Here is a 16,721-nt window from a genome sequence, read left to right on the forward strand (position 1 = left end):
GCACCGCCGGGCATGGAAAGCCGATACCGCCCCGTGATCCCGCCATATTCCGATAGCCATCCCCGAGGCCGATGGCATACTCCTCGAAACGCGCCACGCAGGAAGCTCGAGATGCCCGACTTCGACTCAACGAACCACGTCTATACCCGCCCTCCGATGACGCGCGGCGTCGATCCGCAGCGCATGAACTGGCTCTGGCAGCTGATCCTGCAGGCGACGGATCTCGATCCGTCCGACGTGCGCGCGGCGCTCGTCGCCGCCGGCGTGGGTGGCGCGGAAAAGCGCATCGCCAGCTGGCAGGCGCGCGAGGGCGACGACAACTACTTCCCGCTGACGATCGCGGAACTGGAGCGCAATCTGCGCTCGGTCGTGGCGTGGAAGGAAAAGCGCGCGCAGCAGAGCGAAGCGGTTGGCGCGGGGGATGGCGATACCGAAGGTTGACCTCGCCTTTGGATGCCGCGCTCCGCAGGAATCGCCGATACGATCGGCTCCCACCCTCCGGTAGCTAACGACGGGTGGGAGCCGATCGCATCGGCGATCCCGCGGCAGCGGGCACGCTCGTGAAGAACTCACCTACCAAAGGGGTGGGAGCCGATCGCATCGGCGATCCCGCGGCAGCGGGCACGCTCGTGAAGAACTCACCTACCAAAGGGGTGGGAGCCGATCGCATCGGCGATCCCGCGGCAGCGGGCACGCTCGCGAAGAACTCACCTACCAAAGGGGTGGGAGCCGATCGCATCGGCGATCCCGCGGCAGCGGGCACGCTCGTGAAGAACTCACCTACCAAAGGGGTGGGAGCCGATCGCATCGGCGATCCTGCGGCAGCGGGCCTATCGCCGATGACGCCGCTCCGCGAGATCAGGAATACCGCTCCGACAGGAACCGGAAAAACGCCCGCAATCCCTGCGCCTCGCCTCCGCGCGGATGCGCCGGCCGATCGCCGTCGTTCCACGAGTACGTGTCCAGATGCATCCAGTTCTGGCTGTCCGGCACGAAACGCTCCAGATACAGCGCCGCGGTGATCGCACCGGCGTGCCTCGACGGCCCCGCGTTCGCGAAGTCCGCGATGCCCGACTCCAGCATGCGCCGGTACGGGCGCCACAACGGCAGACGCCACAACGGATCGTGCACGGACTCGGCCGCGTCGATCACGCTGTCGGCCAGCGAATCGCGATTGGTGAACAGCGCCGGCAGCTCGGGACCGAGCGCCACGCGCGCGGCGCCCGTCAGCGTGGCGAAATCCACGATCAGGTCGGGCACCTGCTCCACGGCGTAGGCCAGCGCGTCGCACAGCACCAGACGGCCCTCGGCGTCGGTGTTGTCCACCTCCACCGTATGGCCCGCGCGCGTGCGGATCACTTCGCCCGGACGCATCGCGTTGCCCGCGATCGCGTTCTCCACCGCGGGCACGAGCAGCGTCAGGCGCACCGGCAGCTTCGCCTGCATCACCAGGCCGGCGAGCGCGATCGCGTGCGCGGCGCCGCCCATGTCCTTCTTCATCCAGCGCATGCCATCGGCCGGCTTGATGTCGAGGCCGCCGGTATCGAAGCACACGCCCTTGCCGACGATGACGAGCTTCGGGTTCGAGTTCTTGCCCCAGGTGAGCTCGATCAATCGCGGCGCACGATGGCTCGCGCGACCCACGGCATGGATCGTGGGGAAGTTCGCCTCGAGCAGTTCGTCGCCCACCCACTCCTGCACCTTCGCGCCGTGCGTGTCGGCGTGCACGCGGATGGCCTTGGAAAGATCTTCCGGCCCCATGTCCTCGGTGGGCGTGTTGACCAGGTCGCGCACCTGCGCCGTCGCGGCGATGAGTGGAGCGACCGCCCGCAGCGTCGCGGGCGTGACGGCCAGCTGCGCCGGCTTGCGATCGTACGTGCGGTAACGATCGAAGCGATAGGCGCCCAACGCCCAGCCCAGCGCGGCGAGCTCGACGTCGTCGATCACGCTCTCGGCGTCGAGATCGTACACACCCTCGGGCAAGCGATACGGCAGGGCGCCCAGCGCCATCAGCGGATGACGACGATCGACGCCGACGAGCACGCGGGCGATCTCGCCCTTCGGGCCCGGCACCACGACCAGCGAACCGGGTGTCGGACGGAATCCGGTGGAGGTCAGCCAACGACGCTGTGTCGCGTCCAGTCGGCCCTCGGCGGCTGCCATGCTCGAAGCGTCGACGGCCTCGATGGCGATGCGTTTTCCGGATTTGCGTTCGATGAGCGGTGACATCAGGCCTCCCGTGCCTCGCGGTTGCCAACCGCGTCAAATGTTTCGTCGGTGAAACGCTATTCTAGCGGCCGTCCGCCGCCGCTGCGTCAATCCAGTCGGCGAGCGATGCCATGTCGGCGAATTCGAGATCCGGTGCCGGCCCATGCGACCAGCGCTCGCCCGTGCGGTTGAGCCACACCGTGCGCATGCCTGCTTCCCGCGCACCGACGACGTCGAGCAGCGGATCGTCGCCAACGTGCAGGATGTCTTCGGGCGCCATGCCGAGGGCCTCGGCGGCTGCCAGGAAGATCTGCGGATGCGGCTTGGCCACGCCCACGCCGCTGGCGTTGAGGCGCGTATGGAAGAGGTGGTGTAGCCCGATTATTTCAAGATCCGCATTGCCGTTGGAAATGCTGACCAGCGGCATGCGCGACGCGATGCGCTCGAGGGCGGGCAGGGTGTCGGGATACAGCTCGACATTGTTACGAGCCGCGAAATAAATGCGCCACAGCTCGTCGACGGGCGCGTCGTCGATGCCGCAGGCCGCGAACGCCTCGCGAATGGTGATCCGCCGCTGTTCGCTGAAATCGTGCGAGAGGTGCGTGTGTTCCCGCGCCACTTTCTCCCGGAGCTCGCGCATGGCCTCGATGGGCCATGCGGTCGCGACATCCGGGTGGTGTTCCTTGAGCCAGCGGTCGACGCAGTGCTCGGCCTCGATCAGGGCCGGAAGCACCGGCCACAAGGTGTCGTCGAGGTCGAGCGAGACGGCGCGGACGGGCACGGCTTAGCGCGCGCCGACCTTCAGCACCTGGCCGAGACGGACGTTGTTGTCCTTCAGGCCGTTCATGGCGCGCAGCTGGTTCACGTCCACCGCGTTCTTCTTCGCGATGGAGTAGAGCGTGTCGCCCTGGGCCACCTTGTAGGTGCGCGAGGCGGCGGCCGGCTTCTTCTCCGCTGCCTTGGCGACGGCGGCCTTGGCCGGCTTCGCGGCCGGCCTGGCTTCCGCCACCTTCGGCGTCGCGACGGCGTTCGACTTCTCCGAGGCGTCCGCCGGGGCGGTGACCACCGGCTTGGCGACCGGCTTGCCCTTCACGGTGACGGCATCGGCGAGCACCTTGGCGAACTTGCCGCCGGCCTTCGCGTTGTCCGAAGCGGTGAACGCTTCCGAGCGCACGCCGAAGAAGCCCATGTGCGCCGTGGTGGTGACGCTGGCGACGACGTGGGCGAACTGCGACGGCTCGGCCGTGGTGGCGACCGACGCCTTGGTGTCCTTCGCGGCCTTGGCGCCCTTGCCGGCGACCTGTGCCTTGGCGACCGCGGCTTCCTTCGCGACGGCCGAGGCGGCGAGCGCCGGTGCGGCGGCCGGAGCGGCGCTCGGGGTGGTCATCGCCTGGCCCACGTTGGCACGCGTGCCGACGGTGGATGCGATGGCGGCGCGGCGGGCGGCGTCCTTCGAAGCGAGCGCCGCGCCATCGGCGTACGGCACGAGGCTGTGCGCACGCAGCAGTGCGCTGCCGGCGCTGGAGGTGACGAACGACACGAAGTCCTTCGCTTCCGCGGCCTTCGGGCCGGTCTCGTTGGTGACCAGGTAGATCTCGGTGTACAGCGGGTAGGTGCCGCTGCCGACCGTCGACATCGAGGGCGCGACGCCGTCGATCGAGAGGATCTTCACCTTCTTGTTCGAGGCGACGCCCGCGAGGGTCGTGGCGCCGAGGCCCTGCTTGTCGAGGGTGACGCCCTCTTCGAGCTTCGCCACGTTCACGTAGAGGCGCGGCGCGGCCACCGGCTGGTTGCCGCGACCGAAGAGCAGCTTGCGCAGGCTGTATTCCACGCCGTCGGCCGGGCTGGCCACCGCGTAGAGGTTGATCGGGGCATCGTTGCCGCCGAGCTCCTTCCAGTTGGTGATGTGCCCCATGTAGATCTCATGGAGCTGCTTGAGCGTGATGTTGCTCACCGGGTTGGACGGGTAGGTGACCATGACCAGGGCGTCCCACGCCACCGGCGTGAAGGTCAGCGACTGCTCCGCGCCGCCGATGCCCGGGCGGGCCGAGCCGGCGAGGTCTGCCGTGCCCTTGGCGACGGCGTCGATGCCCGAGGCCGTGTTGAACGGCTGCAGTTCGAGCTTGCCCTTGCCGGCCTTCTCGTAGGCCTTGGCGACGTCGGTGACCACGCCGCGCGCGGTGGTGATGTCGCCGCGCCAGACCAGTTGCGGTCCCGCGGCAAGAACGGTGGCGGAGGCGCTAAGGCCGATCAGCGTGGCGGTGAACAGTCGCGCGAGACGAAGAGACATGGACGGCAAGAACCTCGGATGGGGCTGGGACAGGCAAGCAAGGCCGCAATTGTGGGCCATCGAGGCCCCGCGCGCCATTGACGTCATTCAACATCCTGCCGAGGCGAAACGGAACGTAGGCTGTCGGAACCCCACCGACCTGCCCTCCGGGTAGGAGCGCGCCCTGCGCGCGACATCTCTTGAGGCCGAGCCCAGGAGCTGGCGCGCGCGGTCGGCACACCAACGCCGCCCCCCGTGTAGGAGCGCGCCCTGCGCGCGACATCTCTTGAGGCCGAGCCCAGGAGCTGGCGCGCGCGGTCGGGGCACACCAACGCCGCTCCCCCGTGTAGGAGCGCGCCCTGCGCGCGACATCATCTTGAGGCCGAGCCCAGGAGCTGGCGCGCGCGGTCGGGGCCTGGCGCGAGAAGATGTCGCGCGCAGGGCGCGCTCCTACGGGGAAACGGCGCCCCCGAAGGGGTGCACTACAACACCGCGTAATACACCCCACCATCCCGCACCACGGTCAGCAGCAGCTGCCGCCCGCCCAGCTTGCCCGTGGTGGGGAAGCTCTTCACCCCCATCACCCGCTGCTGCGACACGGCCACCACGATGTCGCCATCCTCCAGCCCCGCGGCGTCGGCACGCGAACCCCGCTTGATGCCGCTCAGTGCCACGCCGTACAGCCCCTGCGCCTTCTGCTCCGCGGTGAGGTCGCTCAGCGTGACGCCCGCCAGCCGCGGATCCACCTTCGCGCCATCCAGCGTCGCGATCTTCGCCGCGGCGACCGTCGCTTCCACCTCCCGCGTGGCGCCATCGCGCTTCACCGACAGCCGCACCTTCGCCCCCAGCGGCAGCAAGCCTTCCGCGTTGCGCACGTCCTGCGCCCCGCGCACCGGCTTCCCATCGACAGCCGTCAGCACGTCGCCCGTCTGCAAGCCCGCGCCATCGGCGGGCGAGCCATCGTTCACGCGCGTCACCACCGCACCCGCCGCATCCTTCAGCCCCAGCGCGGCCGCGATGCGCGGCGTGATGTCCTGCACCTCCACGCCCAAGTTCCCGCGCCGCACCTTCCCGTACGCCAGCAGCTGCTTCATCACGCCGGTGGCCAGATCGGTGGGAATGGCGAAGCCGATGCCGACATTCCCGCCCGAGGGCGTGAAGATCATCGAGTTGATGCCCACCAGCTCGCCCCGCAGGTTCACCAGCGCGCCGCCGGAATTACCTGGATTGATCGACGCATCCGTCTGGATGAAGTTCTGGAAGCCCTTGCCCAGGCCCGAGCGCCCCAGCGCCGAGACCATGCCCGAGGTGGCCGTCTGCCCGAGGCCGAACGGATCGCCCACCGCCACCACGAAATCGCCCACGCGCAGCTGCGACGAATCCGCGATGGGCAGCGCCTGCAGGCGCTCCGCCGGCACCTGCAGCAGGGCGACGTCCGTATCCGGATCGCTGCCGATCAGCTTCGCCTTCAGATCGCGCCCATCCTGCAGCGTGACCGTGATATCGTCCGCGCCCCCCACGACATGGTGGTTGGTCAGCACGTAGCCCTTGGCCGCGTCCACGACCACGCCCGAACCCAGGCTCTGCTGCACGCGCTCGCGCGGCACGCCCTGGTTTCCGAACAACTGGCCGAACAACGGATCGTCGAAATAGGGATCGCGTGCCCGCACGCGCGTCTTCGTCGAGATGTTCACCACGGCCGGGGTCACCTTCGCCAGCATCGGTGCCAGCGAGGGCACGGGCTGGCCGTCGACGGCCGCCGGCAGCGACGCGAACGCGGGCGTGGCGGCGGCGAGCGCGAGGGCGAAAGACAGGGCAAGGCCAGTGGTTCGCCGGTAAGTGCTGGCGGGCATGGGAAAGCTCCTTGAGTGGTGTGTCCGGGACGCATTCGACCACGACACCGCCCACCAGTTTCAACCCCTGAGACGCACGTCCCGGACACTTTACATCGACCCCCTCCGGGCTTAAGGTACACACCGGCCGCAACCACAACATCTTGTGTTCCTTCGTTCGCCACTTACCAAGTGCTGGTGCTGCGGATACTCAGGTACAAGCTTCAAACCATCGCCGGTGAAGGCTTTTCCGGACGCCGCGATGGATGATCAGGGATGGTCGACGGGATCCGTGGGGGAGGCCGTCGACGGGTTGCGCCGACGCAAACCAATAAAAGGCCTGTCAAAGGTCGAGACCGAGGACGACACACACATGAGCACTGCACGTGCGCAAGCCATTGGGCTTGAGACTGCCGCCATTCCGCTTCAGCCCGCCTCGTACGACATCTGGGACAAGAAGTACCGCCTGAAGGCGAAGTCCGGCGACCCCGTCGACGCTTCCGTGGACGGCACCTACCAGCGCGTCGCCCGCGCCCTTTCCGATGTCGAAGCCACCGCCGAGCTGCGCGACCACTGGAACGAACGCTTCCTCTGGGCGCTGCGCCGCGGTGCGATCCCCGCCGGCCGCATCACCTCCAACGCCGGCGCGCTGGAGCACAAGCCCGCCACCTCCACGATCAACTGCACCGTGTCGGGCACCATCCACGACTCGATGGACGACATCCTCGAGAAGGTGCACGAGGCGGGCCTCACGCTGAAGGCCGGCTGCGGCATCGGCTACGAATTCTCGACCCTGCGCCCGCGCGGCGCCTACGTGTCCGGCGCCGGCGCCCACACCTCGGGCCCGCTGTCGTTCATGGATATCTACGACAAGATGTGCTTCACCGTCTCGTCCGCCGGTGGCCGCCGCGGCGCGCAGATGGGCACGTTCGACGTGAGCCACCCGGATGCCAAGGAATTCATCCGCGCCAAGCGCGAGGATGGCCGCCTGCGCCAGTTCAACCTCTCGCTGCTCATCACCGACGGCTTCATGGACGCCGTGGAGAACGACCAGGACTGGCCGACCGTCTTCCCGGTGCACGTGAAGGAGCAGGGCGAGATCGACCTGAACGACGCGTCCAAGGTCGTCTGGCGCGAGTGGCCCACCAAGGAAAACTACGTCACCCGTGAAGACGGCTTGGTGGCCTGCAAGATCTACGGCCACATCCGCGCCCGCCATCTGTGGGACATGATCATGGTCTCGACGTACGACTACGCCGAGCCGGGCTTCATCCTCATCGATCGCGTCAACGAGATGAACAACAACTGGTGGTGCGAGCACATCCGCGCCACCAACCCCTGCGGCGAGCAGCCGCTGCCGCCGTATGGCTCGTGCCTGCTGGGCTCGGTGAACCTCACCACGTTCGTGCGCGATCCGTTCGGCCCGAAGGCCCGTTTCGACTGGGACGAGTACCGCGAAGTGGTGCGCGTCTTCACCCGCATGCTCGACAACGTGGTGGAGATCAACGGCCTGCCGCTGCCGCAGCAGCGCGAGGAGATCATGTCCAAGCGCCGCCACGGCATGGGCTTCCTCGGCCTGGGTTCCACCCTCACCATGCTCAAGATGCGCTACGGCTCCGCCGACGCCGTGACTTTCACGGAAGACGTCTCCCGCGAGATGGCCGTGGCCGGTTGGGAAGTGGCTCTCGATCTCGCCAAGGAAAAGGGCCCGGCGCCCGTGCTCGCCCGCGAGTACGAAGTGACCGGCGACATGCTGCGCAAGCGCCCCGAGATGGTGAAGGACGGCTGGAAGGTCGGCCAGAGCATCAAGGGCAGCGTGCTGCACGCCAGGTACTCGCGCTACATGCAGCGCGTGGCCGAGGTCGCCCCGCACCTGGTCGACGCCCTCGCCGAGACCGGCGCGCGCTTCACGCACCACTCGTCGATCGCGCCCACCGGCACCATCAGCCTGAGCCTCGCCAACAACGCCTCCAACGGCATCGAGCCCAGCTTCGCGCACCACTACTCGCGCAACGTGATCCGCGAAGGCAAGAAGTCGAAGGAAAAGGTCGAGGTCTACAGCTACGAGCTGCTGGCCTACCGCGCCCTCATCAACGGCGACGCCATGCCGTTCTCCGACGACCCGAAGACCCGCCTGCCGGAGTACTTCGTGGCCGCCGACGACATCAGCCCCAAGGAGCACGTCGACATCCAGGCTGCCTCGCAGAAGTGGATCGACTCCTCCATCTCCAAGACCGCCAACGTACCCACCGACTACCCGTACGAAGACTTCAAGGACATCTACTTCTACGCGTACAAGCAGGGCCTGAAGGGTTGCACGACGTTCCGCTTCAACCCCGCCGCGTTCCAGGGCGTGCTGGTGAAGGAAACGGATCTCGAGAACACCCTCTATCGCTTCGAATTGGAAGACGGTAGCGTTGTCGAACTGAAGGGTAACGACGAGGTCGAGTACGACGGTGAAATGCACACCGCCGCGAACCTCTTCGATGCCTTGAAGGAAGGCTATTACGGCAAGTTCTGACCCCGCGGAGAGGGAATACGTATGTCGAGTGAAAACCAGGTCGTCGAGGGTGAGCTGCCCGACGTCGACACCAACGAGAGCGACACCACGCCGGTAGCGGAGACGGAAGTCGCCGCTGAAGAAACCCCGGCACCGGTCGTCGCCAAGAAGGTCGTCAAGCGCAAGCCGGTCGCCCGCAAGGTGATCGACGCCGCGTCGCCGGCGCCCGTCAGCGACACGTCGGGTGACGACACCCGCGCGGCCGAAGACATCTTCGAGCCCGTGGTGAAGACCCCGAAGGCTCGCAAGGCCCCGGTGAAGAAGGCCGCCGCCAAGAGCGCCGGCTCCGCCGAGTCCACCGAGACCACGGCCGTCGCCGAAGCCCCGGCAGCGAAGAAGGCCGCGAAGCGCGCACCGGCGAAGAAGGCCGCTGCGAAGAAGGCCCCGGCCAAGAAGGCCGCCGCGAAGAAGGCGACCAAGAAGGCCGCTGCCAAGAAGGCTGCGCCGAAGAAGGCCGCTGCCAAGAAGGCGGCACCGAAAAAGGCTGCCGCCAAGAAGGTCGCCGCCAAGAAGGTCGCCGCCAAGAAGGCGGTGAAGAAGGCCGCCGCGAAGAAGGCTCCGGCGAAGAAGACGGCAGCGAAGAAGGCCGTCAAGAAGTCGGCCGGCCGCAAGGTCGCCACGAAGAAGGTCGCCCGCAAGGGCGCGGCGAAGACGGCCGCTCGCAAGAGCCCGGCTCGCGCCGCCAAGAAGGCCACCGGCAAGGTCGCTCGCAAGAGCGCTGGCCGCGCCCCGGTAAAGAAGACGGTCCGCAAGGCCGCCGGCAAGACGACCGCCCGCAAGGCGGTTGGTAAGAAAGTCGCCAAGGCGACGAAGAGGTCCACTGCCAGCAAGACCGGTCGCACGTCGGCGCGCAAGAGCGCGGTCCGTGGCCGCCGTAAGTAAGTAGCACCCATCCGGCCCGGCGTACGCGCCGGGCCGGATACCCAAGAGAGAAGACCATGGCGATCAAGATCGAAAAGAAGATCAAGGGCTACAACGTCGTTAAGCCCGAGGACAAGGCCGCCCCGGCCCCCGCGCCCGTGCCGGTGAAGGAAGCCGCGCCCGTGGCCGAAGTGATCCAGATGCACGAGAGCCTCGAGCGTCCGGAAACCCTCGTCGGCAACACGTACAAGATCAAGTCGCCGCTCTTCGAGCACGCGCTGTACGTGACCATCAACGACATCGTCCTGAACGCCGGCACCCAGCACGAACAGCGCCGCCCCTTCGAGCTCTTCATCAACTCGAAGAACATGGACCACTTCCAGTGGATCGTGGCGCTCACCCGAATCCTGTCCGCCGTCTTCCGCAAGGGTGGCGACGTGACCTTCATCGTCGAAGAGCTCAAGGCGGTGTTCGACCCCCGCGGCGGCTACTTCAAGGCCGGCGGCATCTACATGCCCAGCATCGTCGCCGAGATCGGCGGCGTGATCGAACAGCACATGAAGTCGATCGGCCTCATCCACGACCCCGAAATGAGCGAGGCCACCCGCCAGCTCATCGCGGAAAAGCGCGCCGCCTACGAAAAAGCCACGGCCAAGCCCACCCCCACCCCCGCTGTAGGAGCGGACCTGGCCGCGATTGCCCCTAGCGACACGGCCCAAGCCGCCGCCTCCCCAGCACCCCACACCAACGCCTCAGGCTTCCCGCCCGGCGCCACTCTCTGCGCCAAGTGCAACACGCAGGCCCTGGTGCTGATGGATGGTTGCCAGACTTGTTTGAATTGTGGGTATTCGAAGTGCGGGTGAGGCAATCGCGGAACAAAGCAGGTTGACTTGCTTTGAGCATTGTGGGTTCGTATCAGGCAGGGCGCTTCCGTGCGGAGCGCCCTTCAGGAAAACATCGAACTGAAAAGTGATTGCGGTCATAGCCGCAAGCGAATATGGAGGTTCGTTCGATATGAGCAACTTTGACGATTACGTGGCTGAGCGCACCGCTGCGGCGCGCGCGTGCCTGACTGATCTAGGTTGTCAGCCAGTTCTTTTCCTTGGGAGTGGCTTAGCTCAGCGATACGCCAGCGGCCCTTCATGGGCTGGGCTATTGGAAAAGGCGGTCGCGCTCAATCCAAACCTTGATGATGAGTTCGCCTATCTGCTTCAGAAGCATGGCACATTGCCCGCGCTTGCTCAGGGGCTCGTCGAGCCGTACCACAGCTATGCTTGGTCGAAGGCGGGAAAGCCGAACTATCCCGCTGAGCTATTCACCACGGATGCGTTGAAGCATGACTATTTGAAGTACTCAATCGCAACGATTGTCACTCAGCACGTACCGCTCGATGCCCTTGCTAAGTGCAATCGCGCGCACCTCGCGGAAATCGAGAAACTTAAAAAAATTCGCCCTAACTCGGTCATTACGACCAACTACGACACCCTCGCCGAGCAAGTTTTTCCCGACTATAAGCCGGTGATTGGACAGACGATCATTCGAAGTTCGAGTGCAATGATCGGTGAAATATTCAAGATCCACGGGTGCATCTCGAATCCTTCATCGCTAATCTTGACGTCCGAAGACTACGATCGTTGGTCCGAGAAGAAAAAATATCTTTCTGCGAAGCTTCTTACCTTCTTCCTGGAGCATCCAATATTAATCGTTGGCTATGCTGCTCAGGACGAGAATGTCATTGCAATCCTTCGCGACATCGATGAAATTCTGTCGAGTAATGGCGGTCTTGTATCGAACATCTTCTATGTCGTACACGATCCCAAGATTGGGGTTGATTCGTCGCCTCCAAGAGAGGCTGTACTGGATTTGAGGGACGGCAAGTCGATGCGCGTCAACTCAATTCATGCTTCCGATCTCGGTTGGGTGTACGACGCGTTTGCAGCCGCTGAGGGACTTCAAAACGTCAATCCCAAGCTCTTGCGAGCGCTCGTCGCTCGGACGTACGACTTGGTCAGGCACGATATTCCTAAGATGACCATGGAGGTCGACTTTCAAACACTGGAACGTGCAGCAGAGGCCGAAGGAGAGCTCCCCAGACTACTGGGTATCACAGGTCTCTCGGATCCAGAGACATTTAATGCAACCTATCCCTTCTTGACGACCACCCTGGGCCGGCGTCTGGGATTCCCGGGATGGCACGGTGCTAGGCAGCTCTTGAACAAGGTTGCGTTAGAGAGCGGTGTCGACATCTGCGCTAGCGACAATCAATTTCACATATCTGTGAAATCAGGCACTAATTCTTTCATACATAAGTACAGCGATGCTGCAGTTGAACTGCTAAGTCGAGTGCGGGATGGACAGGCCTACGACCCAAGCATTCGCAAAAGGGTCGTAAAGAAGAATGCTAAGGGATAGGCTACGGCTGTAACTCCTCTGGCTGGACTGGCGGTAGAGCGCTCCTACGTAATGGTTAGTGCTACATGGTGATTAAATTTAATGACATGGATGCGCGGCTTGCCATTCGGTCGCAACTGTTGAGGAATCGTCGACCAGGTGCGTCGGCGCTTGTGGTTGAGGAGCTAGGAATCGAGCATGGAGCGGTTCGTGTGGACATTGCGGTAGTTACCGACATCCTTCACGGGTATGAAATTAAGAGTGCATCTGATCGACTATCTCGTCTTCCGGCGCAGGTCGCGGCTTATTCTCGATGCATGGATCGCGCGACTCTGCTCACGTCAGAACATCATCTAGCAGCTGCGACGGCCATGCTGCCAGAGTGGTGGGGCATTAAGGTGCTTACCGCCGGGAAGCGGGGAGGCATTGCTATTCGCACCCTAAAGCGTGCGAGCAAGAATCCCGCGGTTTCAGCGTTCCATCTTGCTCATCTTTTGTGGAGGCCTGAGTGCATTCTCGCTCTGACAGAGAAGAGTTGCACCGGTGGTGCCTCGCGGATGACTAGGCTGCAGATGTACGAGCGAATAGTCGCGCTTTACTCGCTCGATGACCTTCGCCGCTTTGTTAGACGGGCGCTGGTAGCCCGAAGTGGCTGGCGATCTCCCGAACCGAAACTGTAAGATGCCGGTTTGTCGTTACGGTGGGCCAAGTGGACGTGCCGCCGGTGGAACCCCCGCTAGCACATGCTGATATAAATGCATCGCCATAACAGTACGCAGGCCCTCCAAAGATTGGAGGTGTTTCGTTGATTATCTCTTGGCTCAGATTTCCGTATTGGCCTCTGCCGTTACGACGTACCTGGGTTCCAAGCGCAATGAACCAGCTCTTCTCGGTTGCGTACTTGATCTTCGCATTGGGATCAATAAATCGTGGATCCATCTCCACCATGCTTGGGTTGAGCACCCCATAGTCCCCAAACGTTGGTATGCGAGGCATCTTCAAGTTCGTCAATGCCTTATATGCGATCCACTCGTCTCGCGCTATGTATTTGTTCGTCTTCAGCGCGGCAGCACTGAATGTAGCCGGTATGGCAGAACTCGCGACCGTGAGTGTCGCGTAGCGTGATGCAAATGGGATACCTGTAATCATGGCTTGCCAGGCGGCTGCTTGCCCAGTCGCGTTCTTCAGAAGGTCAGTGCCGACATCCAAGACCAGGTGAACCTCCTCTGGCATCAGGCCCAGCAGTGCCAGGAGTCGCTGGATACTTGCGATCACGGTATCGTTTAAATCTTGCGGATTTAGTCGCAAACACACGCCCCTCCTGTCAACACCGATGATCGAAGCCACCGCCGCTTGATAACTAGCAGAGCGTCTTAGACCAGTTACAGGTATCGCCGCAGCTCCAGCTAGGCGCGCGAGTTCGAAAATGTGGCCCATGTGATGGGCGCCAGAGGCCATCATCGTGTCGGCTGCGATATAGCAAGAATCGACGAAACATGGGGCCTTTCCCCACTTTAGGCAAAGCCGTTTGCCGAAATGAAACAGGTGCTCATCAAGCGTCTTAGACGGTGCGCCTAGCTCAAAATCCCAAGTCTCCTTGGGAACTTCGATAAGCGGCGTTACCCATTCACGAACCGCAGGTGTCAGATGATGAAGAGCCTGATATTCGCCCATTCGCCACTTGAGGATGGGGACGTAGTGCTTATGATCAAACATAGAAATCCCTTCTTGTGCTCGCGCCTTGCACGGACTCAATACCTAATCGGCAAGCTATGAGCGGCCTTGAGGTGCGAAGTCACGGTGATCATGAGAATACATAAGCAAATTCGGCATATAGCCCACTTTGCACCTGCTCAGGAACTGATACGACCCGCGCTCACAGCGACGCGAACGAAAGCACTTCAGGGTCAATTTCTTGATCGCGGGGCGTTCCATCGAGGTCCATAACCTCACATACCTCTGGCATCGGAACGAGCATCTCGGATCAGAGCCCTCAATTCGCTAATGGTTAGCGCTGGATCGCGACGATGAATCATGGCATGGCAGTTCGCGCAGACCGGGACGAGGTCGCGAATGGGATCCACGACGTACGATTGCTTGATTGATGAGAGTGGGAGGTGATGGTGAACGTGTATGTAGCCAGCGCCGTGCGCACCGTAGAACACACCAAAGTCTATTCCGCATGCCTGGCACACAGTGCCGAAGTGAGCCAGGCATTGAGCGCGCGCGGCAGTGCTTCGTTCGTAGCGGTTCACTCGGACTGTCGTCATCGATCCTTCGCTTGAAGGTCGAAGTGACGTCGTTGACTCTACGTCTTGAGCCAATGTGTCCTCGTCGTCAGCAGGTGCGAATCGCCAGCGGATGCCAACAGGGCATTCATCATTGACGAACACAGCGCGAGCAAGTCCAACGTAGGCAAACTCTTCCCAGCCCGGAATTCGGAAGAAAATGTGCACTTCACTATCGGGAGCAATGAGCCTCTGTATCGACGGATGCGCGCGCCGAGACTTTGTCTTTCCGGTCCAAAAAAGATCGTCGCCTACAAACTCATTGGGATAGTTGTGGCCGGTGCGACCTGGGCCACCCACGTTACAGAAAATGAAGTGAGCTCCGCGGTATTGAAAGTAGCCATTAACCCACGGGCCCCACTTTGGCACCGGGTCCATACCGACGAGTCCGAGCACGGCAACTCGCGTATAACGGGCCCCGGTCTGAAAACTGAATGTGGCCATCGCTTCCCCCTGGAAGTGCGTGGCGACGATTGTACCAGGTACGTGAGAATGTTCTCATGCCATCGCTTGGCGGAAACATGCGAGCGATCATAGGCTTAGTGGTGCCTGCGGGCGGATCGGTAAGCCCGGATGAGAGTATGGTCGTTCGTGCCTCGGATTTGCGTCGCATAGACGCCTAGAGTTTTGAGATAATTCTCCACGAGACTGGTGCTCAGCTTCGTGAGAAGGAAAGCTGGCGCTGTTTGGGGAAGGTCAACGCAAGGGGCGGTCATGGACACCAAGTGTCTGCAGGCAATGCTGCAGGAATTCGCTGACGTACGCGATTGGGATAAATTCCATAATCCCAAAAATCTGGCTATCGCACTTGCTGTGGAGGTTGGTGAAGTTCTTGAGCTATTTCAGTGGCTCAGCGAAGCCGACGCCGCGGATGTAAGGATCAATGAACAGCTCAAGGCCAGAGTCTCAGAGGAGCTAGCAGATGTTGCGATTTACCTCCTCCGTCTAGCCGACAAATCCGGTGTCGATCTCGATGCCGCCATTGCTGAAAAAATATTGAGTAACGGCAAAAAGTACCCCGTCGATCGAGTGTTCGGTTCTGCAAAGAAATACACGGAGTACTGAAGGTTATGTCTGTCTTCATTATTCCCGCGGCGAATTCCGCCGCACAGAAGAACTACGGAAAGACGCTTCTCGCACCTATTAGCCGTGAGCGGCTTGAGCTGCTGTCCAGTGATCGCTTGGTATCAACCGATGAGCTATATGCATGGGGCTTTCCGCGCAATCACAAGAACCTAGTGCTCCGAGAGCGCATGAGTCCCGGTGATATTTGCTTCTTCTACATGAAGGTTAAGGGGGCCAGCGGATACCTGCTGGCTGCACGAGTGCTACAAGTTGTTCCCGAGTCTGAGGCAGTGGTGACCTCGCAAGCTCTCTGGGATAGCCCGAACTTTCTCCCGTACTACTTGGCGAGGCCGCTGCGCATCGCCGTGAGCACTAACGTTCTTGCGTCCAGCCTCTCGAAGGACGGCGACTACTTGGCGTCTCATCCACAGAGCTCTATGGTGCTCGGCGATGAAATGCGAGCGGCCGCGGCGCTCTCGCAATATGGAAGCTTCGATGAGTGGGCCGTCGACTTCCTGGAGAGGTATGCACTTGATGTCGCGCTGGGCGAGGTTGACGGGTATTTTTCTGCCCAGGTCCGAAGCAGCGACATCCCGATCCCATATGCGAATGATCTTTTCATGCCGCCAAAGAGCCGCCGGACGACATCAGTAAGAAGTAGCCTGCAGCCCGCGCCACGTTGGTCAAAGCGATCTAAGCTAATCGGAGACGCGGGCGAAGCTGCTGTATTTGCGCATCTCATCGCAACATTGGATCCTAAGCTAGCATCAACCGTACGGTGGGTGGCTTCTGAAGGCGAAACCCCTGGCTGGGACATTGAGTATCGGGATGCGCGCGGTGAATTGGTGCGCGTCGAGGTGAAATCCACTACCGGCGATAAATTCGTATCTTTCGAAATAACCGCAAACGAGCTTGCTGCGGCTAAGAGTTACGGTGCGCAATATCACCTTTACCTCGTTGCGAACTGCCTGTCCCTGAATCGCAGGAAGCTCCAGGTTTTTATGGATCCTTCAAAGATTTTCGATGGAATGTTTTTGCCTTCCGTCTACAGGGTCGGCTTCTAGGGTGGCTGCCCCAGGTTACGCGCGCGTCTGCACCCCTACAGACACAGCTGCTCGCTTTTGCTACGGTCGCGTAGTTGCCTGCACGGTTCTTCTTGAGATCGGATGCAGGCGACAGTCGCCAAATGCGATGAAAGCGCGAGCCAGAGGCGCTGCAACGCCCCCGGCCCGCTAACCACAACCAAC

At 62.5% G+C, this 16,721-nt stretch carries 12 protein-coding genes and 1 pseudogene; 7 read left to right on the top strand and 6 right to left on the bottom strand.

Annotation, left to right across the window (positions count from 1 at the left end):
* Positions 1 to 111 precede the first annotated feature (111 nt).
* Entirely contained in the window at positions 112 to 441 is a 330-nt protein-coding gene (locus tag BMY69_RS17040) for a hypothetical protein (protein WP_090180509.1), read from the top strand.
* Between the two features lie 417 nt (positions 442 to 858).
* On the opposite strand, the gene BMY69_RS17045 is transcribed toward BMY69_RS17040, so the two are convergent.
* From BMY69_RS17045 to BMY69_RS17060, 4 genes are all read right to left on the bottom strand, one after another.
* The gene (locus BMY69_RS17045; RefSeq protein WP_090180511.1) at positions 859 to 2,229 is read right to left on the bottom strand and encodes a leucyl aminopeptidase family protein; all 1,371 of its coding nucleotides are present in this window, start codon (positions 2,227 to 2,229) and stop codon (positions 859 to 861) included.
* A gap of 61 nt (positions 2,230 to 2,290) precedes the next feature.
* Positions 2,291 to 2,989, bottom strand: coding sequence for an HAD family hydrolase (locus BMY69_RS17050; RefSeq protein WP_090180514.1), 699 nt, complete (start codon positions 2,987 to 2,989; stop codon positions 2,291 to 2,293).
* 3 nt (positions 2,990 to 2,992) lie between these two features.
* Positions 2,993 to 4,498, bottom strand: a complete 1,506-nt coding sequence (locus BMY69_RS17055; RefSeq protein ID WP_090180517.1) for a LysM peptidoglycan-binding domain-containing protein — start codon at positions 4,496 to 4,498, stop codon at positions 2,993 to 2,995.
* 461 nt (positions 4,499 to 4,959) lie between these two features.
* A complete protein-coding gene (locus tag BMY69_RS17060) occupies positions 4,960 to 6,330 on the bottom strand; it encodes a Do family serine endopeptidase (protein WP_090180520.1) in 1,371 nt (456 codons plus the stop codon).
* A 352-nt stretch (positions 6,331 to 6,682) separates the two neighbouring features.
* Between BMY69_RS17060 and BMY69_RS17065 the strand changes: the two genes are divergently transcribed.
* The 4 genes and pseudogenes from BMY69_RS17065 to BMY69_RS17080 all read left to right on the top strand — a co-directional run bounded on the left by BMY69_RS17065 (position 6,683) and on the right by BMY69_RS17080 (position 12,142).
* Positions 6,683 to 8,830, top strand: coding sequence for an adenosylcobalamin-dependent ribonucleoside-diphosphate reductase (locus BMY69_RS17065; RefSeq protein WP_090180523.1), 2,148 nt, complete (start codon positions 6,683 to 6,685; stop codon positions 8,828 to 8,830).
* A gap of 366 nt (positions 8,831 to 9,196) precedes the next feature.
* Positions 9,197 to 9,751: pseudogene (locus tag BMY69_RS19990) on the top strand (hypothetical protein); the annotation flags it as partial.
* A 56-nt stretch (positions 9,752 to 9,807) separates the two neighbouring features.
* A complete protein-coding gene (locus BMY69_RS17075) occupies positions 9,808 to 10,593 on the top strand; it encodes a TSCPD domain-containing protein (protein ID WP_090180526.1) in 786 nt (261 codons plus the stop codon).
* A 151-nt stretch (positions 10,594 to 10,744) separates the two neighbouring features.
* Positions 10,745 to 12,142: an SIR2 family NAD-dependent protein deacylase gene (locus BMY69_RS17080; RefSeq protein ID WP_090180528.1), complete on the top strand. Its 1,398-nt coding sequence runs from the start codon at positions 10,745 to 10,747 to the stop codon at positions 12,140 to 12,142.
* Between the two features lie 603 nt (positions 12,143 to 12,745).
* On the opposite strand, the gene BMY69_RS17085 is transcribed toward BMY69_RS17080, so the two are convergent.
* Positions 12,746 to 13,837: a beta family protein gene (locus BMY69_RS17085; protein WP_090180531.1), complete on the bottom strand. Its 1,092-nt coding sequence runs from the start codon at positions 13,835 to 13,837 to the stop codon at positions 12,746 to 12,748.
* 233 nt (positions 13,838 to 14,070) lie between these two features.
* Positions 14,071 to 14,853, bottom strand: coding sequence for an HNH endonuclease (locus BMY69_RS19995; protein WP_143070503.1), 783 nt, complete (start codon positions 14,851 to 14,853; stop codon positions 14,071 to 14,073).
* 270 nt (positions 14,854 to 15,123) lie between these two features.
* Between BMY69_RS19995 and BMY69_RS17090 the strand changes: the two genes are divergently transcribed.
* Positions 15,124 to 15,474: a nucleotide pyrophosphohydrolase gene (locus BMY69_RS17090; RefSeq protein ID WP_090180534.1), complete on the top strand. Its 351-nt coding sequence runs from the start codon at positions 15,124 to 15,126 to the stop codon at positions 15,472 to 15,474.
* Positions 15,475 to 15,479: 5 nt separating this feature from the next.
* Positions 15,480 to 16,538 (top strand): protein NO VEIN domain-containing protein, encoded by a 1,059-nt coding sequence (locus BMY69_RS17095; RefSeq protein WP_090180537.1) that lies wholly within the window; start codon positions 15,480 to 15,482, stop codon positions 16,536 to 16,538.
* The last annotated feature ends 183 nt before the right edge of the window (positions 16,539 to 16,721 follow it).

The organism is Luteibacter sp. UNC138MFCol5.1, assembly GCF_900110505.1.
In the GTDB taxonomy this organism is placed as follows: domain Bacteria; phylum Pseudomonadota; class Gammaproteobacteria; order Xanthomonadales; family Rhodanobacteraceae; genus Luteibacter.